General features: G+C 42.3%; 17 protein-coding genes and 1 tRNA gene. 7 read left to right on the forward strand and 11 right to left on the reverse strand.

Translation table 11 applies throughout. The features are described from left to right. The first annotated feature begins 219 nt into the window (after positions 1-219). Entirely contained in the window at positions 220-2019 is a 1800-nt protein-coding gene (locus AACW45_RS33525) for a PAS domain-containing sensor histidine kinase (RefSeq protein WP_190630360.1), read from the forward strand. A 151-nt stretch (positions 2020-2170) separates the two neighbouring features. On the opposite strand, the gene AACW45_RS33530 is transcribed toward AACW45_RS33525, so the two are convergent. After that, complete coding sequence (locus AACW45_RS33530) at positions 2171-4843, reverse strand: DEAD/DEAH box helicase (RefSeq protein WP_190630085.1); 2673 nt, start codon at positions 4841-4843, stop codon at positions 2171-2173. Positions 4844-5119: 276 nt separating this feature from the next. After that, positions 5120-6769 carry a hypothetical protein gene (locus AACW45_RS33535; RefSeq protein WP_190630087.1) on the reverse strand — a complete coding sequence of 550 codons (1650 nt, stop codon included), beginning with the start codon at positions 6767-6769 and terminating at the stop codon, positions 5120-5122. A 291-nt stretch (positions 6770-7060) separates the two neighbouring features. On the opposite strand from AACW45_RS33535, the gene AACW45_RS33540 reads away from it, so the two are divergent. Continuing rightward, the gene (locus AACW45_RS33540; RefSeq protein WP_190630089.1) at positions 7061-7753 is read left to right on the forward strand and encodes an esterase/lipase family protein; all 693 of its coding nucleotides are present in this window, start codon (positions 7061-7063) and stop codon (positions 7751-7753) included. A 480-nt stretch (positions 7754-8233) separates the two neighbouring features. Continuing rightward, positions 8234-8863 (forward strand): cytochrome b N-terminal domain-containing protein, encoded by a 630-nt coding sequence (locus AACW45_RS33545; protein WP_190630091.1) that lies wholly within the window; start codon positions 8234-8236, stop codon positions 8861-8863. Here AACW45_RS33545 and AACW45_RS33550 read toward each other — a convergent pair. Beyond that, on the reverse strand, positions 8830-10749 hold the full coding sequence (locus AACW45_RS33550) for a cation:proton antiporter (protein WP_190630093.1): 1920 nt from the start codon (positions 10747-10749) through the stop codon (positions 8830-8832). The genes AACW45_RS33545 and AACW45_RS33550 overlap by 34 nt on opposite strands. A 385-nt stretch (positions 10750-11134) precedes the next feature. On the opposite strand from AACW45_RS33550, the gene AACW45_RS33555 reads away from it, so the two are divergent. Then, positions 11135-11207 (forward strand) — tRNA-Glu (locus AACW45_RS33555). Between the two features lie 277 nt (positions 11208-11484). Here AACW45_RS33555 and AACW45_RS33560 read toward each other — a convergent pair. The 3 genes from AACW45_RS33560 to AACW45_RS33570 form a co-directional block, all read right to left on the reverse strand. Then, positions 11485-12045 (reverse strand): SRPBCC family protein, encoded by a 561-nt coding sequence (locus tag AACW45_RS33560; RefSeq protein ID WP_190630362.1) that lies wholly within the window; start codon positions 12043-12045, stop codon positions 11485-11487. A 22-nt stretch (positions 12046-12067) separates the two neighbouring features. Then, the gene (locus AACW45_RS33565; protein ID WP_190630095.1) at positions 12068-14101 is read right to left on the reverse strand and encodes a sensor histidine kinase; all 2034 of its coding nucleotides are present in this window, start codon (positions 14099-14101) and stop codon (positions 12068-12070) included. A 795-nt stretch (positions 14102-14896) separates the two neighbouring features. Next, positions 14897-15232, reverse strand: coding sequence for a hypothetical protein (locus tag AACW45_RS33570; RefSeq protein WP_096606695.1), 336 nt, complete (start codon positions 15230-15232; stop codon positions 14897-14899). Positions 15233-15315: 83 nt separating this feature from the next. Between AACW45_RS33570 and AACW45_RS33575 the strand changes: the two genes are divergently transcribed. The 3 genes from AACW45_RS33575 (at position 15316) to AACW45_RS33585 (ending at position 16482) form a co-directional block, all read left to right on the forward strand. Further along, positions 15316-15555, forward strand: a complete 240-nt coding sequence (locus AACW45_RS33575) for a hypothetical protein (protein WP_199331016.1) — start codon at positions 15316-15318, stop codon at positions 15553-15555. An 80-nt stretch (positions 15556-15635) separates the two neighbouring features. After that, positions 15636-16076 carry an HNH endonuclease gene (locus AACW45_RS33580; protein ID WP_190630098.1) on the forward strand — a complete coding sequence of 147 codons (441 nt, stop codon included), beginning with the start codon at positions 15636-15638 and terminating at the stop codon, positions 16074-16076. A 16-nt stretch (positions 16077-16092) separates the two neighbouring features. After that, positions 16093-16482 (forward strand): alr0857 family protein, encoded by a 390-nt coding sequence (locus tag AACW45_RS33585; protein WP_190630102.1) that lies wholly within the window; start codon positions 16093-16095, stop codon positions 16480-16482. Positions 16483-16542: 60 nt separating this feature from the next. Here AACW45_RS33585 and AACW45_RS33590 read toward each other — a convergent pair whose 3' ends face one another. The 5 genes from AACW45_RS33590 to AACW45_RS33610 form a co-directional block, all read right to left on the reverse strand. Next, positions 16543-17433 (reverse strand): polysaccharide deacetylase family protein, encoded by an 891-nt coding sequence (locus tag AACW45_RS33590; RefSeq protein WP_190630364.1) that lies wholly within the window; start codon positions 17431-17433, stop codon positions 16543-16545. Between the two features lie 189 nt (positions 17434-17622). Then, the gene (locus tag AACW45_RS33595) at positions 17623-18822 is read right to left on the reverse strand and encodes an MFS transporter (RefSeq protein ID WP_190630103.1); all 1200 of its coding nucleotides are present in this window, start codon (positions 18820-18822) and stop codon (positions 17623-17625) included. Positions 18823-19200: 378 nt separating this feature from the next. Then, the gene (rd, locus tag AACW45_RS33600; RefSeq protein WP_096645496.1) at positions 19201-19914 is read right to left on the reverse strand and encodes a rubredoxin; all 714 of its coding nucleotides are present in this window, start codon (positions 19912-19914) and stop codon (positions 19201-19203) included. Between the two features lie 451 nt (positions 19915-20365). Then, positions 20366-23542 carry an efflux RND transporter permease subunit gene (locus tag AACW45_RS33605; protein ID WP_190630105.1) on the reverse strand — a complete coding sequence of 1059 codons (3177 nt, stop codon included), beginning with the start codon at positions 23540-23542 and terminating at the stop codon, positions 20366-20368. After that, on the reverse strand, positions 23532-23765 hold the full coding sequence (locus AACW45_RS33610; RefSeq protein WP_190630106.1) for a hypothetical protein: 234 nt from the start codon (positions 23763-23765) through the stop codon (positions 23532-23534). Before AACW45_RS33610 ends, AACW45_RS33605 begins: the two co-directional genes overlap by 11 nt. Between the last annotated feature and the right edge of the window lie 17 nt (positions 23766-23782).

Consider the following 23782-nt stretch of genomic DNA (forward strand, 5'->3'; position numbering starts at 1 on the left):
CCATCGATTAAAATTAGAGGTTTGTGTATTTTCCCTGACGGCAACTGTAGTTTGTAAAGCTAAGATTTTTAGTAATATTTATTACTAAATAAATAATATGGGACTACCTACGCTCTTAATTCTTTGTAATGGTAATTCCTGTCCTAGTCAAATGGCAGTTTTAGCTTATGTAGCGGAGAGATGCGATGCTCTTTAATTCTGGCTACAGGAGTTATGAGCATGGTAGTTAACTCGGTTGATTTACCTTTCACCATGTTTAATGCTTTAGCAAATCGCGCTGATTTATTAATGGCATTAACTGATAGATCTGGACGCATTCAATGGGTAAATGAAGCATTTGCTAACTTTGCAGCTATTAGCACTGATTTATTAATCGGAAAAAAACTTTTTACCGTCCTGACTAATAATTCCCAACTTAATATTCAACCAGCTTATATTCGCGAACAATTATTAAAAGGAGAAAACTTTAAATTTGAAATTTCCTATTTATCAAAGCAGCAAAAAGAGTATTGCTTATTAGTAGATGGTCTACCTATTCATAATTCAGAAGGTATTACTAGCCAATATGCTGTAATTGCCAATGATATTACCTTACACAAGCATACAGAAAAAGATTTAGAGCAAACCCAGCAACGATTAAAGCGACTGGTAGAAGGTGTAAAATTAGTACCTTGGGAAGCCGAGCCAAATAATCACCAGTTTACCTATATCGGGACACAAGCAATAGATTTATTTGGTTATAAATTAGAAGATTGGTATCAACCAGAATTCTGGTATTTCCACATTCATCCAGAAGATAGGTCTTTAGTGCTTGAGTACCATCAAATCAAATCAAAAACCGAAGATGATTACATAATTGAGTATCGCTTATTAACTGCTAATGGTAACTGGATTTGGGTCAAAGATGTTGTTAATGTTGTCCGTTTTCAAGGTAAAGTAATTCAATTACTGGGATTCATTATTGATATTAGCGAGCGCAAACAAACAGAAATATCTCTACAAGAAGCTTTAAGTCGATTAGCGCAAGCAAATCAGTATTTAGAAACACGAGTACAGCAACGCACTATTGCTTTACTTCAAGAAAAGGAAAAACTAGAACAAACTTTAAAAAAATTGCAGCAAACCCAAAGACAGCTAATTCAAAGCGAAAAAATGTCTAGTTTGGGTCAGCTTGTAGCTGGTGTTGCGCATGAAATTAATAATCCGGTTAATTTCATTTATGGTAATATCAACCCCGCTACCGAATATGTAGAAGATTTACTTTATTTACTGCAATGTTATCAGCAACATTACCCTCATCCCAACTCGACATTGCAAGCAGAAATTGAAGCAGTAGATATAGATTTTATTTTTGATGATTTACCGAAGCTGTTAGCTTCTATGAAAGTAGGCGCTAATCGCATTCGAGAAATTGTTTTGTCTCTGCGGACTTTTTCGCGTTTAGATGAAGCGGAAGTCAAACAGGTAAATATTCATGATGGCTTAGATAGTACTTTGATGATTTTGCAACATCGCCTGAAACCGAAAACAGGTTCCCCAGCAATTGAAGTCATCAAAGAATACGGTCAGTTACCTTTAGTAGAATGCTATGCAGGACAACTCAACCAAGTATTTATGAATATTATTGTAAATGCTATAGATGTTTTGGAAGAGTACAGTCAAAAGCGATCGCCTGAGGAAATCTTAGTCAATCCTAACCAGATTACTATCTACACAGAATTTAGACAAGGAGATACAAGTATTGAGACTGGAGAACAAGCTGATATCTCCAATTCTCAATCTTCAATTGTGATTCGGATTATCGACAATGGCCCGGGAATGAGCGAAATAGTTGCTAATCGTTTATTTGACCCTTTCTTTACCACCAAAGAGATTGGTAAAGGTACAGGTTTAGGCTTGTCTATTAGCTATCAAATTATTGTGGATAGACACCAAGGACAAATTGAATGTTACTCCACTCCCGGACATACAGAATTTGCGATTGTCATTCCCCAACAACAGAGAAAGACAAATATATAGCCCATTTATTGAAAGCGTCGGGAAACTCCTATCCGTCGGTAGAGAGGGACAGCTGCGCCGCCGCTTTGGGCTTGTGGCGGGATACGGTAATTTCTTCCCTATGCCCCATGCCCCATGCCCAAAAACTCCATCCCCTTGTGGGTGGAGTTTTTCATTCTACTACTTCATTTACAGGGAAGCGATCGATTAACTGGATGGCACGGTAAGCATTACGTAGCAGTGACTCTGGTAAATTAGGCACGTGAGGAATTTGGGATAATAAATCCAAAGTCCGGCGTAATATTCTAACCACATCACCCTCATCTAAGGTGGTATTTTCACATAGTTCCGTCCACTCAATACCTAACGCCCATTGTTCTACTAAAGCAATTAACTCAAATTCTAACCAAATAGGCAGTGCTACATTATACCGCCGTTGCATTTGGAACATCTGACGACGAATTCCCCGCAGTTTTGCCAAAGCATCAACTACTTGATTGCTCAAATCAAAACGGACTTTACTATCTGGGCGAGGAGTTTCTGTTACCAAAGCCGCTACAGCAGCAGCTAAATGGTGGGGATCTAATTGGTTAAATTCACCGCTAGCCAGTACCAAACCCAGCCATAATTCATTTTCTCCGCGAATAGCCGCAGCAACTTGCCCTAAAGCTGTGGGGACTAAGTTATCTAAACAGCCAAAGTGCTGCAAAATTTCAATTAAATTGAGAAATTCTTCCCAGTGATGTTGGGATTGTTGCTCTACATGTTCTTGTAACAATTGTAATTCGGCTTCTAGCTCTACATAACGCGCCTTTCGTTTGAAAAGAGCGCCGACATTGCCCGATTTATAAATCGGATGGGCTTCTAATTGTTCTTGAACAGCCGTTACCCGACTCAATTGTTCTGCTACCTCTGGCGGTAAATATAAAGACTCGCCTGGTTCGGGTATTTGTTGGGCAATAATTGCTGTTTGGCGATCGCCTACCTGAATTTGTCCTGGTTTGAAAATTAGCTCTGGTGGTGGCAAAATCTCGCCGGGAATCTCAATTCTGGGCAATTCTGCATATAAATCAACAATATCCTCTGTCGCAGCTACATACCAGCGATTATCCTTGCCTAAGCATACCAAGCAGGTAGATTGCTCAGAACCCGAACTTTTACCTACCAATACGGCGGCAATTGGCGAAGAAACTGTGATATTTTTACCTTTTAAACTCAGCAATGTCCCGGAAACCGCAAACCCTAGCATCATTCCTAATTGCTCTTGGCGGTCTTCCTGGGCTTGTTGTTGCAGAGTTTTCAAAATTTGCTTTTCTACTTTCAGGCGTTGGCGTAATTTTTCATACACCGCTAGTTCATTTTCATCAACGGCGGCGATTTGCTCCTGAAGTTGGTCTAATTCGGCTTGTAGTTCGTCAATTTCTTCATAATTCGGTTTTAAATGCAGCGTTGCCATATACTGGCCAAAACTGCGTTCTATTAGCTCTCTGGTTTCCTCTAAGGTATGAGTTTGCAGGAGGTTAAGTACCATCCCGTAACTAGGAGTAAACTGACTTACCAAGGGGTCTGGTTTCGATGTGGCTAAATATGCCGCTTCTTTCGCCCCTTCAAAAGGAGTTTGGACTGTGACCACATGACCTTGTAAATCCATACCTCGCCGCCCAGCCCGTCCCGCCATTTGCAGGAATTCGGAAGCGTTTAGTAGGCGGTGTCCGGTGTCGGTACGTTTGGAAAGAGTAGAGATCACAGTGGTGCGGGCGGGCATATTAATTCCCGCCGCTAGAGTCTCGGTAGCAAATACTACTTTAATTAGCCCCTGCTGAAATAATTCTTCTACTAAGACTTTCCAAGCTGGTAATATGCCGGCGTGGTGAGCTGCTATTCCCCGATACAGGGGCGCAATTTGTCCCGAACGTCCGGCTTCGGGGTTGCGGCTTAAAAATTCATCGATTTGGCGGCGCAATATCTGAGATTCATCATTATTCACCAACCAGATATCCCCCACTTCAGCTACAGCTTTATCACAACCCCTGCGGCTGAAAATAAAGTAAATGGCGGGTAACATATCCCTTTGCTGTAGGTGGTTCAAAGTATAAATCAGACTGGGAGCCTCTGGCCTACCGCCTTTGCCTCTGTCTCCTTGTTTCCTTTTTCCCCGATTAGCTAAACGAGGACTGATTTTAGTTTTACTCTCGTTGAGGAGGGGAAACAGTCCTTTAGGGTTACAAAAATGAAATTCTAGGGGTACGGGACGAAAATCGGAGTAAATCAGATCAGTGGGGCCGTGGACGCGATTTAGCCAATCGGTGAGTTGATCGCTGTTAGCAACGGTAGCGGAAAGGGCGACTAATTGCACTTCCCTGGGACAATAGATAATCGATTCTTCCCAAACAGTACCCCGTTGGCGATCATTCATGTAGTGGCACTCATCTAGTACCACCGCTTCCACATCTACCAGAGAAATGCCAACTTGCCCTATGGGTGTGCCATAGAGCATATTGCGAAAAATTTCTGTGGTCATTACCAGAATTGGCGCATCCCTGTTAATGGAAGCATCTCCGGTTAAGAGTCCTACCTGTTCAAAACCAAATTTCTCGCGAAAGTCGCGTAATTTTTGATTTGACAGCGCTTTTAAAGGCGTAGTGTAAAATACCCGCTTCCCTCGTGCCAAAGCACGATAAATCGCGTATTCACCGACTAAAGTTTTGCCCGAACCTGTGGGCGCACAAACAACTACAGACCGACCGTCATTGAGAGAGGCGATCGCGTCTAATTGAAATTGATCCAGATTAAACGGAAAAATTGACCCAAGGTCAAGTTCTGGGGATGATGCGGGATAATTCACTCAATCACATTAGCAACCAGACTGTTTACTATATTAACGGCTATGTTGTCAACTTCGTCAAAAGTCAATGGTCAATGGTCAAAAGTCAAAAGTCAATAGTCAATAGTTATTGGTCATGTGTTAGTTGCTTCCTTCCCTTGTCCTCCTTATCCACGCCACTTGCTCCTTGTCCGACTAGGGCGTGTTTTCAAACTATAACTACAACAAAATCGAGGCGATCGTCAGCGATCGCATTTTTTTTGAGGATACAAGGAGTTTGAAAACAGCCCCTAGCGCCTATTTACTAGAAGTTTCTCGTTCTTCTCTGAGTTGGCGCAACTGCTGGATGAGTTTCTTACCAGGTTCCACAGTGGGAGTTGACTGGCTGGTGTTGTTCTCAGGTGCAGGTGATGGTTTAACTGTAGCGGCTGGTGTAGCTACAGGCTTAATTGTATTTACTAAATTGGGGAATGGCGAAGCTGTTACTGTTGGTGCAGCTACAGGCTTAATTCTATTGATTAATGAATTGGATTGAGGTTTGCCAGTTGTTTCTGGTGCTGGTGCAGGCTGATTATTATTGACTGGCAGATTTAACACTGGTTTGGGGCTTGTTCCCGTTGCTGGTGCAGGTTGATTGTTATTGACTGGCAGATTTAATACTGGTTTGGGGCTACTTCCCGTTGCCGGTGCAGGCTGATTGTTATTGACTGGCAGATTTAATACTGGTTTGGGGCTGATTCCTGTCGCAGGTACAGGCTGATTGTTATTGACTGCGGGAGTTGATAAGGGTTTAATAGTATCCGCCGATGCAGGCTGTTGAGTATTTCCACTAGCGGTATTATTACTATTTTTGAACTCTAAACTAAATGGGTAATGAGCGATTTGGCGATCGCGCTGCGGTGGATTCGCCTTAAAATACTCTTGTGCTTTGACTTGCAATGCACGATTGGAAGAGTCTTCAAATTTAATATCTAAGACACCTTCCGGCCCTACTACTAATCGCCCTAACACCAAACCTTGTACATCAGGTTTATCTGTAGTAATGCTGTCACGAATCACACTTTTTTCTACAGCAGTGGGGTACTGTTGTTGAACTGTTTTTCTCAGGTCTTCGTAAGATTTTATCTGGGCGATCGCCTTTTCTGTTCCTGATGTAGATGTATTAGATCCTACACCTGTTGTCGCTGTAGCTAAATTATTTCCAGCTGGTGTATTGGTGTTAATTCCAGCTAATAGCTGTCCGTTTTGAGAACCTGAAGCTGTATTATCGCCTGTTGGTGTATTTTGTGCAGTATTAATTGTATCTCCTGGTGTACCAGGCATGGAATTAATTGGTAATGGTGCAGGAGAAGTTGGTAAACCAGCAGGTAATTTTCCTGCGGGGAATACTGGTAAGCCACTTCTTACTAAAGGCTGGGATTGTCCCAGGGCTATATCCTTGCTGCTATAACGCGCAATTGAAGAAGAGAATTTGTTTCTAGTATTCAGATCTGAGGTATCCAATCCCAAATCTTTTTTCGAGTATGTGCGTATAGACTGCTGTTTTGGCAGGGCAGAAATACGGTAATTAGTAGGTGATGAGGGGATAGGTTCCAACATCATCTGACTCGGATTCGGCGCAGGTGGTGCTGGTGGTAATACAGATAAATTAGTTTGTCCGCCAAAATTCAGCTGGGGAATTTGCGATTGTTGTAGCTGAACTGGAGATGGAGGAAGAGTTGTCGATGTTCCCGGAATTTCTGGTAGCCGTTTTTGATCGGCTTGGCTTAATTCCATCATGCCAATGGGTTTGGATGATGCGACTTCTTTGGTTTTATTGGAATCTACAGGTACTAAGGGCACAATTAATGCAATAGCACCGTGAATTCCCACAGATGCGATCGCGGCTATCCCAGTTGGTTGGGATAATACTTCTGGTAGATTTCTCAGTAGGGAGACGTAAGACATAGCAGTTACCGTTCACTCAGCTCAATTGCAGTTGACTATCAATAAATTATTTTTCAGGCTCTAAATTATTTATCCGGTTGTACTCTATTCGGTTACGGATGCTTTCCTCTAAAAATCATAGCTTTGTCTGTTGAGCACAAAACGGCTAAATTGCCATTTTTTTAAGTTTTATTTTTGTAATAAAGTAATATTGTAATTCAAAGTGGGCATTGCTGACTGAGCAACTAAAAAGCGATCGCGTCAAATTCTCATAAATTCTCTAGATTCTCGTCAAACCTTTAAATCAAGCAAATGCCTCTACCCACAGTTATTTTACCTGGATATCTAGAAAGCGCGATCGCTTATCGCCAACTAGAACAATCTTTACAACAGTTGGGTTTTCCCGCAGTCACAGTTCCCTTGCGTCGTCGGGACTGGTTTGCCTTAATTGGCGGTAGGCCTGTAACGCCTATTGTCCAGCAACTCGATTTCACCGTTAAACAGATATTACAGCAATACAACTGTTCGCAAATCAACTTAATTGGTCATTCCGCAGGTGGTTGGATATCGCGGATTTATTTAGGCGATCAACCTTACGGACGCAATCCACTTGCATCTTCTCTTTGGCAAGCTCACCCTTTAGTCGCCACTTTAATTACCTTGGGTACACCCCATATTAGCCAAGAACGCTGGACGCGGTGGAATTTAGACTTTGTCACCCAAAACTACCCCGGAGCGTTTTATCAAAATATTCGTTACGTATGTGTCGCTGGTAAAACCATTTTTGGTCAAAGGCGACGCGGTAGTTGGTTAGCTTACAGTAGTTACCAATTAACCTGCGGTCAAGGTAACACTTGGGGAGATGGCATCACACCTATCGTAGCTGCTCATCTTGATGGTGCAGAAAATCTTGTGATTGAAGGCGTTAACCATTCGCCTAGAAGTTCTGGTATTTGGTACGGTTCGCCGGCACCCTTAAAAATTTGGTCACAATATTTGGCTTAAGGGACTTCCAAATAAAAAAATATCCCAATCATTAACTTACCAAGCCCGCAACTCGTAGGGGCGGGGTTACCCATTGGTGTCAACTTAAGGTGAAAGCTATATAGGGCAGGCGTTGTGCAAAACCCTCTCGCCCTCATCCCCTAACCCCTTCTCCCCAAGGAGAAGGGGAATTGGATCTCTAGCTCCCCTCTCCCCAGGGGAGAGGGGCTGGGGGTGAGGGCGAAACCTTTTCACCAAGAGGGTTTCGCGTTAAGTTGACACCTATAGGGGTTACCCCACCCCTACAATTTGGGATAATTTATTTTCTGGAGTTCCCTAATTAATAATTCATGATTTTTGGCTCATGATTTTTGCCAAGATAGGACTTTCTCTATCACAAGCATAATTACCATAGATTCTAATTTAATTAGATTTTTTAATATTTCTTAGTTAAAATCGTAATATTAATACATATTTACATCATGTAAAGAGGTGTCAGCCATGCAAAGTACCCAGTTCGATAGGATTTTGCGGCGACTAGCGACCATATTATCAGTCGTAATTTTGACCTTGTGCTTGATTGACCTCACTACGGAAGTTTTACTGTCTTTTTATTACGAACCAACAGCAGGTGGTGCTTATCGGTCATTGAAAACAATCGATACTACCGTAGCTTATGGATGGTTATTTCATAAAGCACATGAATTTGCTGGTAATAGTGTAATTGCGATCGCCTTAATTCAACTTGTAGTCATGTTTTTAGGTAGACAATTCCGCAAGAGTTGGTTAACTGCTTGGATTAGCGGAATTTTCTTTACCCTCAGTGCGATCGCTCTCGATTGGACAGCTATGCTTCTAGACTGGACTCAAGAAGGATACTGGCGGTTCATGATTGAGTTAGGAAGCATCGAAGCCATTCCTGTTATCGGCGGACAATTACGGAATATCCTGGTAGGTGGCGACGCAATTAATACCATCACAGTCCAGCACCTTTACGCTTTAAACAGCTATATTATTTCCCCCATTGCTTTATTGCTGGCGATCGTGCATTTAGCTGCTTTACTGTGGCAAGAGAAAGAAATCTACAGCAACTTTAATCAACTTCCAGCAGCTTCACTAGTAGAAAGTTGAGCCAGCTTTGCTAAAGGAACCTCTTCTACCTCAGGTAAAGTTTCCAGTGGTAGACGAGTAGACTTACTTCCACCAGATAAACGTTTAAGAAGATTTGGTCTGGGGTCATGTAACAGGTAGATAATGCGATCGCCTACTTCCCATTCTTGATTAACAGGCATTACCTGTAAACGTTGTTCCCTTTCCAACAACAAAGGTACTAAAATCCCAGTCCGAATCTTTTCTTGGATGTGATCCTGCTGACTTGTAAATTCCAACTCACTCAGCGTTGTCGTTCCCAGCTTCACCCGCCCATCATTCAAATACTCATTCCAAGTTTTAATCGCCAAGTCTGAGACAAAAGCTTGATTAACTTTACTCGTTGCCGAATTATTAGCTTGTGGATCGCGCGGATAAACCGCTAACACGCGCGGCGGATTAAATTCCTCAGCCGCTCGTTGTGCCAAAACAAAATTTACCTCACCATTACTAGTCATCGCCAAAAAAGTGCCCATCGATGCTAATCCAGCCTCTTCTAACACATCGGTATCTAAGGCACTACTAGCAATTACGCGCAAATTCTGGGCTTCAGCTTGAGCAAAGCAATCTGGATCTGTATCAATCATCACCACATTTTCGCCCCGTTCTTGAAAGAATCGGGCAATCAACAGACTCAACGGATTGCAACCGACAATTACCGCCCCAGTCGCCTCTTTTGAAGTAATTTGCAGCCACTTGGCAATTTGTCCAGCTGTAAGCCCTTGGCAAACAACCGTCATGATAATTGTCAAGAAAACCAGGGCTTTAATCGCATCGCCGCCATTAATACCGCGTTGCGTCAAAGAAATGGCAAACAAAGACGCCACAGAAGCCGCCACAATTCCTCTAGGTGCAACCCAGCTTAAAAATAATTTCTGTCGCCAATTTAAGTCACTATTCCAGGTACATAACAGGATGTTAATCGGTCTAACGACAAACATCAGCACCAGAACTGTGAGTAAACTACCCCAACCCAAAGCAAACACGCTGGCGATAGATAAATCGGCTGCAAGTAAGATAAACAGTACAGAAACGCTAAGAATCGTTAATTGACCTTTAAAATGGCGTAAAAGTCGTTCTTCTGGTACCGAAGAGTTAGCAAATACAGCCCCAGCCACAACCGTTGTCATTACGCCCGATTCACTGCGAATAGTCTGCGCTAAGGTAAACAGACCCCAAAGTATAGCCAGTACCACCAAATTTTTCAGTTCAAACGACAGAAAATTAGCTCGTTTGAAAATCAAACTCATTAAATAACCACCAGCTGCGCCAATAGTTCCACCTACAGCCAGACGCATCAGCAAACCGATGATGGCATTTAACGGGTCTGCATCGCCGTTTAAAATCGTATCCAAGACCACGAAAGCCAAAATTGCACCAACTGGGTCAATTAATACCCCTTCGCCTTCTAATAGGGTGGCTACTTGGCGATCGACGTTAATTTGTTTCAGCAGGGGATTAATGACTGTGGGGCCTGTAACCACAATTATCGAGGCGTAGAGAAACGCAATATTCCAGGGAAACTCTCCCAACCAGTGAGCCGCCATACTTCCACCTAGCAGCGTCACCAGCGTTCCTAGAGTAACGAGCAATTGTAGGCTGACAGAAACCCTACCCAACTCACGCAAATCTAGGTTTAGTCCACCCTCAAACAAAATTATTGCCGTTGCGAGAGCGACAATCACTTCCAAACCCGTACCCAGCAAATGCGGGTGCAATAGACCTACACCATCAGATCCCAGCAAAATGCCCAACAACAGCAATAATACAATGCTGGGTACCCGGAGATAGGCAGCCAGGACTTGGGCGCTAATACCTGCAAAAACAGCAGTCACCATCTGTAAGGTGATTTCAAAAGATGCTTCCATGTTGTAGATTTTGAGCGATAAATATCAAAATCTTTTGTAAAGAAGAGTAAATATTACCTCTAAAGGGTACAACATCACACCCTTTTTCGTGATTAAAATCAAATTTTTTTCCATACTTAGTTTCTTATAATACTATATTTTCATTTGGTTGGCAAAAAGGACGCTGGGGCCTGGGGCATGAGGCATGGGGCATGGGGCAGGGAGGACAAGGGGGACAAGGAGGACAAGGAGGACAAGGGGGACTAATGACCAATGACCAATGACCAATGACTAATGACCATTGACCATTGACCATTGACCATTGACCAACTAAAAATTTTTTTTGTAGAGACTGTTGACAACTTCTGGAAAATTGGTTAATTTATAAAAGGCTTGAGTCCGACGCGCCCCCATCGTCTAGAGGCCTAGGACACCTCCCTTTCACGGAGGTAACGGGGATTCGAATTCCCCTGGGGGTATTAAAAATAAAAGTGAACTTCAATGAGTAGTTTTACTTTTGGTCTAATATCTAAAATTTGAAACCTATCCTAAGTTTTTGATGTGTACTTAGGATAGGTTTTTAGCATTCACCTTGATTGAGGGGACATCCAATTTTTTAAATACCCAATAAATTTGTAGTGCGAGCATCTTGCTCGCTTTTGAACACCAGTGAGCAAGACTTCGGCGTGAGCGCTCAGTCGAACGCTGCTCACACTACGACATATGGGTAATTTATTTTTTGTAAGTCCCGATCGGCTACTGACTAGCTATTTGCTGGACACGTTGGTAAATAGCTACAAGATTTAACTGCAAATCTTTGCTGAGGCGATTTTCGATAATTGCGATAGGCATAGTGAGCTTAGGCCAAACTTGAATTGTGTAGCAGAGATTTGTACCTGTAATCTCACCGTTGGTATAAGGCTCTAAGCACCAACTACCAGAAAAGCCTTTAAAATCTCCTTCTACCATGCAGAATTTGATTTCTTGCAGGAATGATTCTTGCAAATCAAGCACTACACGGGCACAAAAGTTAAAGTTGAGTAAGCGTTGGGAACCTACTTGTTCGAGACGAATACCACCATCAGGATGATTTAACAGACAACTTTTAGCCAAATTAGGAATGAAATCGGCTAAAGCTTCGTAATCGGTCAATACTTTCCAGATTTGCTCTACTGGATGGGGTATGTGGATTTTCGCGGTGATTTGTCGTTGTCTATCGGCAATTTTTTCAATTTGGATATCTACAGATGGCGCAACACCTGTATCAAGGGTCAAATTGGGTTCTAGGCTGGTTTCATCACTAGCGGTGTAATTCATGTCCGCTTGAGTGTTAGGTTGTTCAATCACTTTCGGAATATAGTTTACTTTCGTCAGCGAACTGGGGTAGGGTCAAGGTAAAACAAATTTTGCTCAGATCGGAATCTGCAATTTGTGTACTCTCAACGGCAATTGTCCCATTTAAATGCTGCACAAGGGATTTGGCTAAAGCTAAACCTAAACCAGTCCCAGGAGTCCAGCGTCCTTTACCACGACGGAATTTGTCAAATATATAAGTCGCTTCTTCAGACGAAATTCCCCGTCCTGTATTAGTCACTTTAATAATAACTTGATCTACCAGTTGGTTAACTTGGTGATTGGCTTGTAACTCAACAATGGTGTCATGCTCTGAGTATTTACAAGCATTAGTCAACAACTCTTGGAGAATGCGGTCAAAACTTTCGATTTCCGTTTGCAGTTTTAAGGAATCTTTTGGTAAATCGAGAGTAATGTTGAGTGATTTCTCTGCTAGTTTTGTCTCGAAGGAAGCTGCTAAATCTTGAACTCTCGTATTTAAATCGATATTTTTAAATAGTGGAGTTGCTTGTTTTGACTCTAGTTTTTGGAGTGTGAGCAAGTCATTAATTAAGTTGATTTCTTTGCTACATTCCTGCTCTAAAATATCGAGATAGCGATTTTGTCGATCTGCGGTGATTCCTGGCAAGCGCAAATTTTTAATTGACATCATCATGTTTGTCAATGGATAGCGCAAGCGATCGCTCATATTGCTCAAAAATTCATCTTTGAGTTCGTTGAGTTCTCGCAATTGCTCTACATATTGCCTTGTGCGTTCGTGTAATTTTGCTTGTAGTTCCAGGCTGCTTTGGAGTTTGGCTGTGCGCTCATCAACTAAATTTTGGACTTGTCGCAATGTCTGTGACTGAATAATCGCATTGCTGACTTGGGCACAAACCATTTCTACTAGATTTAATTCTGCTGCTTGCCAAGTACGAGCGGCTGCTTGCTGTAATACCAAAAATCCTAAGATTCTACCTTGGCTTTCTAATGGCATTAACAGCATCGCTGGATATTGCTCAAATGCAAACTGTGGCGCGGCTGCTACAATATCTTTTTGTTGTCCATAGTCATTTATGACTATTGGTTTTACGGAGTCAGCGAAGATGTGTTGGCATAAGCCACACTCAGCAATCACAAATGATTGGTCATTTAAAATATCTGATGTACTGCTAGAAAGATTTTGAATATCCTTAGTCCACTGTCTGACTATGGTGGCTTTAGCGTTAGGAATTTGTTTTTTCGTGCGATTGCGGAACAGGGGATCTGTATACTTCAACATAATAAACAGGGCCCGATCTGCCTGTAGCGATTCTGCTGCTGAAGCGATCGCTAATTGCAGCATTTGATTTAACTCTAAATTGCTGCGGCTAAGTACAGTTAATTGCTTGATCAGGTTTTGATATTGATCGTTTTTTTGCAAATACTGCTGTTGATCGGCGATTAACAGCGATTGTGCGACTTGCGCCACTGCGATCGCGCAAGATGACTCGATAGTTTTGAGCAGTTCTTGTTCTGATTGAGTCCAATTATGGGGATGAAATTTAATTAAGCTAATTACCCCATTATTTTTACCGCGAAATCTGGTGGGAATTGCCAAAACTGCTTTAATTGGCAATGGTAAAGATTGACAACCATTTTCCAAGCTTTTTTGGATAGTGGAAATATCCTCGATATTTAAAGGTTCAGGCGCACATTGAACTACATTCAGTTCCATGAGCAACTGTTCTGTCGAAAAGATTTCCTCTGACTGCGGTAACCCTAGATATTCTTCATGACACCAATAAGCACTAGTAGATTCAGTAGATGGCTCGCTCATCACTGTCACTAAGCAGCAATCTACCCCAAAGGTAGCTCCCAGGAGTTTTGCCAGTTCTTGCAGCATTAATATCGTCGCTGGTTTGGTAGCGATGAGTTGATTAATCTGTTGTAACAACTGGTGGGCTGTTTCTTCCGGATGCTGCATCAGCTTGACTGGGTATGATTGTAGTCGATCTACGTCATCTGGGCACTGTGGTGGCGATGATAAACGCTTTTTCATTCCTGGTACGCTCTTGGATAACGACCCCATTTTTTTGCACCCAACCTCGTTGGCTTACTTAGTTATTCACCTTTTTTATGTTTGGTGCACCCTGATGAATTGCAAATCTTTAATGAAGACTTCTCTCACCTGTTATAGCCCCTTTCTATGGCAGATGACTAAGTATCTGGTATATTAAACGATTTTTTACACAAGTAATCAGATATCTAAGGATATACTAGAACACCTTTGCCAGATTGTGTTTAACTCGCTCAGGTTCGGTTAATTTACTAACTTGGACATAGAATATCCTGTCTGTAACTATACATAAACCGTAATTTCTCTGGAATTGAAGCCACAAGTCAGGCATTGTCCCCCGTGTTAACACGGAGAAATAGCTGGGGAATCATTATATTTTTTTCACAATTCCTGTTCTCAGTAAACTACCCTTCTATGGGTCTGTTTGACGTTAAAATCCGATTTAGGCAGAGCTTGACAAACAATGTAGATACCTACTGGATTTTAAAAGCCAAGTATAGATGGGTATTGTTGCTGTACTCCTATGCTGAATAATCATTTACTTAATATGCTGATGATTTCGAGATGTCAAGTGATGTCAAACCCCCTGGGGGTAAAATAATGATTTTTTTCACATCGCTGAACGATCGCGATCGCCCTCGATAAATTTCCTCATTACTTATAGATGTCTCACAAGTTTGATATAAGATTTATTTATAGTTTAGATAAAATTCAATGCTGAATGCAGCTTAGTTTTCCGAATCAGTAATAACTAGGCTGCATTCAGATGTAGAAAAACTAGCCAGCCAAACTGTCGATGCTTAGAGGAACCATATCGCCATTTCTTGTTAGTCCTAAAAGCATCGGCTGTTGTGGTTGAATAACTTGACCTGTGAGTACACAACGTTCTTCTTGTTGCGCCGTGGCTGCTATGCTCGCTCGGATATCAGTACGGGAAAATCGCGGTTTCCACTCACCGGATTTTTGCTGCACATAATTCCAGAGAATATCTCGAATTAAGGCTTGATATCCCTGATTTCCAGCAATATCTTTAAGTTTCTCTTTGAGTTCGCGTTCTAGACGGATGCTGGTAACTTCCATATCGGTGGTTGGGGTGCGAGCGATTGTATGCATGACTTTTTCTCCTTAAAGGTATGGACAGGATAGTAATACAAGTGTAGTATGTTTAAAGGAATGTTCAATAGGTGAAATTTTCTGTGAAATCCATTTTCCCCATCTCTACTTCTTTAGGTGCTACCAATTGCCGATCCAGTCGGGAATCAGCACTGTTGGGAGTGGAGTATTTTTTTATGGGTAATGGTGGCTACAAGTATGAGCAATTCACAGACGGTAATTATGATTTGAGAGATATCAGCATTGATGGGCTGAGTGCAAAACCACAACTAGACATAACAAGCGGGAGGTACAGGCGCAAGAGTCATACTGTACCGATATAGACCAGAAAACTTTAAGGTCAATTTCCTACCCCCGCTTCAGAGAAACAAGAAGCGGGGGTTTTTTCATAAGGAGTCAAGCTGTGACGATCGCAATGCAAGTGTTAGAGCAATATGTAGTGGTAATTCGTGAAAATTACTTACCACTGTTTCCGGTCAATATCAAGCCATCAAAACAATTCAATTTGGCGGTAGCAGGCGGATTGATATTAGACGCGCTAAAACACATTGGTTTAAAAATTGCAGCTGGTGGACGTAAGGGTAAAGTTTCTGCCAATAGGCGAGAAATGTTGCGGCCAGACAATAACAGTTGCCAATATGGCGATAGTAACCAAAATCTAACACTAGAGCATGTAAGTTTGCGATCGCCTGGTGCTTCTTATATAGGGAATAACTACCGCAACAGAAATCGCCGGATCACAGAGGCTGGTATGCGACTGCGTAGCCAACTCCAGCCGATTTTCCCGCCAACGATTTTTGTCTACAAACAGTTCTGGATCAATTTGCAAGCAAACCTGGAATAACAGGAGAGCAGAAGGAATGCTGAAATTAACTTACACCGAAAGGAGCTTTTATTTAGAGTGCTTGAGTCTCTCGCTGGAAGAATGGGTAGCACAGCGAGTGATTTTAGCCTTACGAGTCGGTCAATCTCTTTGTGTTGAACCCAGTACAGCTTCCTTTTTGCTTCCTGTTGATTTACCAGGAGTAGAAAGGCTCAAATCTGAGGTAAAACGCAATGACAGTGAGATTATGGCACTGTCTACCTGTGATAGCGAATATTTAGAAGTTACCTTACAGGGTTCTTGGCTATCCAATGGTGCGGAGGAGGCTGTAGGCGTATTCGTCACCACCATGAGCGATCGCACCGAGTTCTTCTTGCAGAAAATTTGGCAAGAAGCGCAAGCTTGCGCCTCAGCAATGAGTGAATGAGGGATGGTTGACTGTTGACGGTTGACGGTTAACGGTTGACGGTTGACAGTTGACAGTTGACTATTGACTATTGACTGTTGACTGTTGAATTTTTAAGAGTTCGGGAACTGTGACAAATCTATAGCCTTGCTGTTTGAGTCTGGTAATGATTTCTGGTAAGGCTTGCACAGTTCTTGTGCGATCGCCTCCACCATCGTGCATCAATACTATAGATCCTGGTTTGGCATCTCTTAAGACATTCTTGACGAATACTTGAGATTTAGCACGCGGATCGGTATCAGCAGAAGTTTGCGACCACATAATTACTGCATAATTTTGGCTTTTGGCATAAGCTGCTAATCCATTATTTAAAACACCTCCAGGAGGACGAAACAAACTTGTTTTTACTCCTGTAGTTTTATATATCAATTCGTTAGTGCGTTCAATTTCACTTTTCGCTGTGGCTAAATCCATACGGCGATACCAATGATGCCAAGTATGATTACCAATAGCGTGTCCTTCAGCTACCACTCGTTTAGCAATTTTGGGATTAGCTTGTACGGCTTGTCCTACCCAAAAAAATGTAGCTTTCACATCATTTTGTTTGAGAATATCTAGCATTTGGATTGTGGTCTTAGGCCAGGGGCCATCATCAATGCTCAAAGCAATAACTTTCTCGTTATTTTGAGGTTGGACATGATAAACAGTTTTTCCCTGAAAGGTTGGCGAAACTGTAAAATTTAGGTTTTTTACTTTATTTGGTGCTTGGGATTGGCTATTAATTTGACTAGTTAAGTTTTCTTGAGAAACGGGAACGGAATTAACTTTAGTTGGTAGCTGGTGAGTTTTTAATTGTGGGGTAATACCCGCAGTTAAACTACAAGCTGTTACAGAAAAAGCGATCGCGAATACAGTAATTATCTTTTGTTGCTGGTGGTGATTGTCTGTCACATCAAGTGCCCAAAAACTCACACCATCATAAGCGGAGTGGGCGTTAGGGGCTAGGGTAGACAAGGGAAGGGGGACAAGGGGGACAAGGAGGACAAGGGGGACAAGGGAAGGGGGACAAGGAGGACAAGGGGGACAAGGAGGACAAGGGAAGGGGGACAAGAAGGACAAATGACTATTGACTATTGACTATTGACTATTGACCAATATCTTTTAGCCTCTAGTACAGGTCAAATATCTAAAGACAAAAAATATCAAAATTGCAAATCCAACGCCTGTATAAAATACGCTATTTATCCCACCAATACTAAAAGCGATACCCATTAAAACAGGCCCTAAGGTTTGCCCTAAGCCAAAAAATGTACCATTTACTGATAGTATTGTCGCAAGATATTCTTTTGGTGCTAAATCTGCTAATAGTGTTTGGATACTGGGAAAACCTAGCCCTAAACCGATACCAAAAATTGTGGTGGGAATTAATAAAAACCAAATACTGGGCATGAAGGGAACAATAGCAAGAGCTAGGGCATATAAAATAAACGATATTTGAATTAAATTTGTTGCGGGATATATTCTCGCTAATCTGCCTAATTGAGAAGATGAGATGATAATAGCGACAGAAACACTAGAAAGTAAAATGCCAATTACAGATGCTGGAGCTTTAAAAGTATCGTTAATTAATTGGGGGAAGTAAGTAACGTAGGCTCCGTAAAGCAGAACGAAGTTTGCTGCACTAGCAATAAATAATCCAAATAATCGGCGATTTTTGAGAATTTTAGCAGCATTTGTTAAATATTCTTGGAGATTGCGATCGCCTTTTGGTTCTGGATTCTTTAGTCCCAAAAATACGATTAATCCAATAGGAATGGCTACAATTGGCAACAAAAACGGATAAAACCAACCTAATGTTGCTAATGCTCCGCCAATGGTGGGATAACTAGCTGTACCTATACTGCTCACACTAGCATTGTAACCCATTGCCGTCATGCGTCTTGCCCCTGTGTATAAATCACCGATTAAGGTGGTACTCAAAGACAGCAATGGCGCAGCACCAATTCCTTGTAGTAATCGCAAAAATAGCAATAAATTAAAGTCACGCACTAAACCGCAAGCTGTACCTGCGATACCAAATAAAATCAAGGCTGGGACAATAATTTTTTTTCTGCCAATTCTATCAGCAAGTACACCAATAACTGGCCCTAAAACTAGAGTAGGTAATGTAAATGCTGTGACTAATAAACCTAAATTTTGCGGTTGAATATTTAAGGCTTTGGCTAAACTGGGAAAAGCTGGAGTGACACTACTTACTCCCAGTACTGCAATTAAACTAATGGTGCAAACTATTTGAAAATTTATTTCTAAATAAACAGGTTTTTGAGTTTCTAATTGCCTGATTTCATCTTCAGAATTCATGGTAATTGCCCTGATAATGAGGATTTATATAGTAATCAGCTTTGATTCGGTGAAATCATTTGTGTAGGAAGGGAACAGGGAACAGGGAACAGGTAAGAAGGAATAAAAGTTTGCTGAGTTTTTTGATCACTCAAATCTGAGTCCGATATCAATTCAAAATTCGTCTGAGAAAGTTTGCAAGAACATGGGGAAACCGTCAAACGCACTAGCTCAATTTTCCGCCAAATTCAGAATTAAGAAAGCCAGATTTAACCAGGATTTTTAAGGTTGCATCTATTGCTGAGTTTGGGAGAATTGGTAATAAATAATAAGGGCACAACTTTATTTGTTGTGCCCCTACAAAGTGTCGCATTCAATGGATAAATGCTATGTTAAATTTTATGCAGCAACTTTTTCTTCAAGTGGTTTAAAGGTTTTCTTGCTAGCGCCACAAATAGGACAATGCCAGTCATCAGGAATGTCTTCAAATGCTGTACCAGGAGCAATACCAGAATCAGGATCGCCAGTTACAGGATCGTAAATCATGCTGCATTGTCTGCAAATCCATTTACGGGTTTTTGGATCTTCTCCAGCTACTCTAGTAGCAGCTTGTCCGCCATTTAAAACTTCTAAAGCTTCAGCGTAGCGATCGGCGTGATAATTTTCGATGAATTTTAACAATCCAAAGCGATGTGCTGCTTCGCGGAATGTATTAGCATGTTCGCTAGATTCTTGCGCTTGTTTAGTAAATTCTTCTGCGGCTGGATTGTCGCGATCGCGTTCGGCTGCGGCGGCAAACTCTGGATACATGGTAGTGTATTCGTAAGTTTCACCTTCAATTGCTAAAGATAAGCAACGAGAAACAATAGCTCGCTTTTGTTCGTCTGTTAAAGCATCTGGATCTTTAACTACAAGTTCTGGATGCAGCAAAACAAAATGTGCGAAAGCATGAGCAGTTTCTTGTTCTGCTGTTTCTTTAAACAGTTTTGCTAAGTCTTTAAACCCAAGCTTATTTGCTACTTCAGCAAAAAACAGATACTTTCTGTTCGCCATTGATTCGCCACCGAAAGCAGCTTCTAAGTTTTGAAGAGTAGTAAAGTTTGACAAATCCATAATTTGGGGATGTTGGGAAAATGATATTTACTGAGTGAAAACAGCAGCCAAAAGAAAATGAATGCGCATGTTTATATAAAACTAGAAACGTTTTATACAACATTTTCTAGCCCATATTTGCTCACCCATTATATTAGCGGTCTAAGAGCATTATAAAACTGAAAGATTTTTCAGCTTCCAAATTATATCTTTGATTTATGAGATTGGGCATGGGGCATTGGGCATTGGGTATGAGTAATTAGTTATTTTTATCTTATAGGACTAGTGAAATATTCATCGCTAGTTGCCTATTGAGTAAATTTTCCTAGTGAAAATGTTAGGTACTAACTATTCTTCATTTTCAAATCGGTCAATTCCGCGATTGACGGAATATTTTATTTCATAGCCAGGACTCAAGCCCTGGCTACGATAACACTGCTAATTTAGCTACGGTAATTTAGCAAGGTTAAATTTAGTGGTGCGTTGAGTGGTGAACTTTGCCATCATGGGTAGGTTCTGGTAATTGTGGTTGCTGGGGATGACGACGAAAGCGATCGCGAATTTTGCCAATTACAATATATAAGATGGGTACGACAAACAAGCTCAATAAAGTTGAAACGATCGTTCCACCAGCCACTGCTGTACCTAAAGACCTTCTACTAGCTGCACCGGCTCCTTCGGGATTGACTAACGGCCAAATACCCAAAATAAAAGATAGAGATGTCATCAAAATCGGTCGTAACCGTTCTTGAGATGCTTGGATAGCGGCTTTTGCTAGTGGTATACCTTCCTCTCGCAGTTGGTTAGCAAACTCTACAATCAAAATGGCGTTTTTACTCGCCAAACCAATCAACATGACTAACCCGACTTGACAAAATACATCGTTTGGTAAACCCCGCATTGATTGCGCTAACAATGCACCCAAAATAGCCAAGGGTACTGACAGCATAATAATCAAGGGGTCAACGTAATTCTCATACTGAGCAGCCAGTACCAAAAACACAAAGACAAGTCCCAAGATAAAAATCAAGGGTGCTAAACCACCAGATTGTTGTTCTTCGGCGGTGATTCCCGACCATTCATAGCCCATTGTCGCCGGGAGAACTTGCTTGGCTAATTGCTCCATTGCTTGAGTTGCTTGTCCCGAACTGTAACCAGGTGCAGCGCCACCGTTAATTTCAATGGAACGAAACAAGTTAAAGTGATTGATGGTTTGTGCGCCAATGGTTGATCTAACTTTGACTAAATTACTGAGAGCAATCATTTGATTATTCTCAGAACGGACGTATAACTTACCAATATCTTCAGGATTCGAGCGAAATTGCGCGTCTGCTTGCACATATACGCGATAAGTCCGTTGGAGTAAGTTAAAGTCGTTGACATAGCGCGAGCCTAAATAACTTTGCAAGGTATTAAAGATATCGTCTACGTTAACTTGCAGAGCTTTGGCTTTGTTACGGTCTACTTCAATGAGCATTTGCGGCGTATTGGCGTTAAATGTGCTAAATACGGCTTGTAGTCCTGGTGTTTGATTACCGCGCTCGAGTAATTGACCCATGACTTGCAAAAGATTGTTTAAACCACTGTTACCGGCTCTGTCTTGGAGCTGAAATTGAAAACCGCCAAAACTACCTAAACCTTGAATTGATGGGGGATTTACAGGAAAAATTCTGGCTTCGGGAATGGCGGAGACGATTCCGGCTAATTTACCAATGATGGCTTGTGCTGATTGTCCTGGTTCGTGGCGTTCTTGCCAAGGTTTGAGGGTGGTGAAAATTGCGCCGCTATTAGCTGAGTTCCCACTAAAACCAAAACCACCGATCGCAAAAGTACCTGTAACTTCTGGTATTTTCAGAATTTCTGTTTCTACCTGAGCCATGACTTTGCTGGTGTAGTTAAGGGAAACCCCTTCTGGCCCTTGAATAATGGTGATGAAATAGCCTTGATCGTCATCAGGGATAAAGGCTGTGGGTACGCGGGTGTACAGCCAAGCTGTCACACCTAAGGACAAGACAAATAACAGAACAACGATCGCTTTTAGCCGATTCAGACGATGGAGCGATCGCTCATAACTGCGGCGCGTCCAATCAATAAAGCGGTTAATCCAGCCAAAAACCCGCCCCAACCACCCGCGCGGTCGTTGTCCGCGACGTAGCAGCAAGGCGGAAAGGGAGGGTGTGAGTGTTAGCGCTAAAAAGGTGGAAATCACCATCGAAAAGGCGATGGTAAGGGCGAATTGTTTATATATTTGTCCTGTTGAGCCAGGGAAAAAGGCAACGGGGATAAATACAGCCATCAATACCAGCGATGTGGCAATTACAGCGCCGAATAACTCACGCATCGATTCGGACGCAGCCTGACGCGGCGGTAAGCCTTCATCCTCAATTAAGCGCGAGATATTTTCTACCACAATAATGGCGTCATCTACCACCAACCCCGTAGCGAGGGTGAGACCAAACATCGTTAAGGTATTGATGGAGAAGCCAAAAACCTTGATAAAGGCGAATGTACCCACCAAGGTTAGAGGTATGACAATGACCGGAATTAAGGTAGTGCGCCAATCTTGCAAGAAGAGGAAAATTACCAAGACGACAAGTGCGATCGCTTCTATCAGAGTCTTCACTACTTCCGCTAAAGAGGCTTCGACAAACAATGTCGTATCAAAGGCGATTTGATATTTCATCCCTGGCGGGAAGCTTTGCGCCAAGCGTACCATTTCGGCTTTCACCGCCTGTGCAACTTCCAGCGCATTACTTCCAGGAGTCCCAAATATCCCCACACCGATACCTTCATTCCCGCGAAATCGCAGAAAGGAGTTATAGTTTTCTGCCCCCAGTTCCGCCCTACCTACATCTTTAAGTTTGACCAGCGTACCATCTGTACCAGTCTTGATGGTTATATCGGCAAATTCGCTTGCTTCCGTTAATCTGCCGACAGCTTGCAAGTCTATTTGATACATTTGGTCAGGTAAAGTTGGCTGTTGCCCAATTTGCCCCGCACCCACCTGCAAATTTTGTTCGTTGAGTGCGTCAATTACATCTTGGGCGGTGAGGTTGCGACTAGCAAGACGGTTCGGATCGAGCCACAACCGCATTGCATAGCGACGTTCGCCAAAAATTTGCGCCTCACCTACACCTTTAATTCTTTTGAGGGCATCTATGATGTAAAGGTCAGTGTAATTACTTAAAAAAACGTTGTCGTATTCTTTGTTATCGGAGTAAAACCCGATCGCCAACAGAATATTATTTGATTGTTTACTCACCGTGACGCCAGTTTGCTGCACCGCTTCTGGTAACAGAGGTTCAGCCAGAGAAACCCGATTTTGCACATCAACTGCGGCAATATCTTTGTTACGTGCTGGGTCAAATGTGACTGTAATTGTACTAGTGCCATTGTTGCTACTGCTTGAGGTCATATACTTCAAGCCCTCAACACCGTTGATTTGACGTTCTAATACAGTCGTGACGGTATTTTCGACAACTTCAGCACTAGCGCCAACATAATTCGCCGTGACAGTAATTTGCGTCGGGCTAATTTCTGGGTATTGGGCTGTGGGCAGCGTGGGAATGCTGATGGCTCCCACCAACAGGATGATAATGGCGCAGACGCTGGTAAATACTGGTCGCCTGATAAAAAAGTCAACAAACATGTAAATGATTGCTTAAGTTATGGGTATGGGCATGGGGCATGGGGCATTGGGCATGGGGCATGGGGCATTGGGCATGGGGCATTGGGCAAGTGGTGAGCAGAGGGGGAAGAGATGCAGAGGAGCAGAGGGAGAGTATTTCGATAATTTTCCTCCTCTGCACCCTTGCTTCCTCTGCTTCCTCTGCTTTTTGTCCCCCTTGTCCTCCTTGTCCTCCTTGTCCCATGCCTCTAGCCCCTCCTC

Origin of the sequence: Calothrix sp. FACHB-168 (assembly GCF_963889195.1) — a bacterium.
Taxonomy (GTDB): Bacteria; Cyanobacteriota; Cyanobacteriia; order Cyanobacteriales; family Nostocaceae; genus Aulosira; species Aulosira anomala_A.

What these genes read in the sequence shown, in the direction of transcription:
- AACW45_RS33525 (WP_190630360.1), top strand. Translation starts at nt 220, where the DNA reads ATGGTAGTTAACTCGGTTGATTTACCTTTCACCATGTTTAATGCTTTA.
- AACW45_RS33535 (WP_190630087.1), bottom strand. Translation starts at nt 6,769, where the DNA reads ATGTCTTACGTCTCCCTACTGAGAAATCTACCAGAAGTATTATCCCAA.
- AACW45_RS33540 (WP_190630089.1), top strand. Translation starts at nt 7,061, where the DNA reads ATGCCTCTACCCACAGTTATTTTACCTGGATATCTAGAAAGCGCGATC.
- AACW45_RS33545 (WP_190630091.1), top strand. Translation starts at nt 8,234, where the DNA reads ATGCAAAGTACCCAGTTCGATAGGATTTTGCGGCGACTAGCGACCATA.
- AACW45_RS33550 (WP_190630093.1), bottom strand. Translation starts at nt 10,749, where the DNA reads ATGGAAGCATCTTTTGAAATCACCTTACAGATGGTGACTGCTGTTTTT.
- AACW45_RS33560 (WP_190630362.1), bottom strand. Translation starts at nt 12,045, where the DNA reads ATGAATTACACCGCTAGTGATGAAACCAGCCTAGAACCCAATTTGACC.
- AACW45_RS33565 (WP_190630095.1), bottom strand. Translation starts at nt 14,101, where the DNA reads ATGAAAAAGCGTTTATCATCGCCACCACAGTGCCCAGATGACGTAGAT.
- AACW45_RS33570 (WP_096606695.1), bottom strand. Translation starts at nt 15,232, where the DNA reads ATGCATACAATCGCTCGCACCCCAACCACCGATATGGAAGTTACCAGC.
- AACW45_RS33585 (WP_190630102.1), top strand. Translation starts at nt 16,093, where the DNA reads ATGCTGAAATTAACTTACACCGAAAGGAGCTTTTATTTAGAGTGCTTG.
- AACW45_RS33595 (WP_190630103.1), bottom strand. Translation starts at nt 18,822, where the DNA reads ATGAATTCTGAAGATGAAATCAGGCAATTAGAAACTCAAAAACCTGTT.
- rd (WP_096645496.1), bottom strand. Translation starts at nt 19,914, where the DNA reads ATGGATTTGTCAAACTTTACTACTCTTCAAAACTTAGAAGCTGCTTTC.
- AACW45_RS33605 (WP_190630105.1), bottom strand. Translation starts at nt 23,542, where the DNA reads ATGTTTGTTGACTTTTTTATCAGGCGACCAGTATTTACCAGCGTCTGC.
- AACW45_RS33610 (WP_190630106.1), bottom strand. Translation starts at nt 23,765, where the DNA reads ATGGGACAAGGAGGACAAGGAGGACAAGGGGGACAAAAAGCAGAGGAA.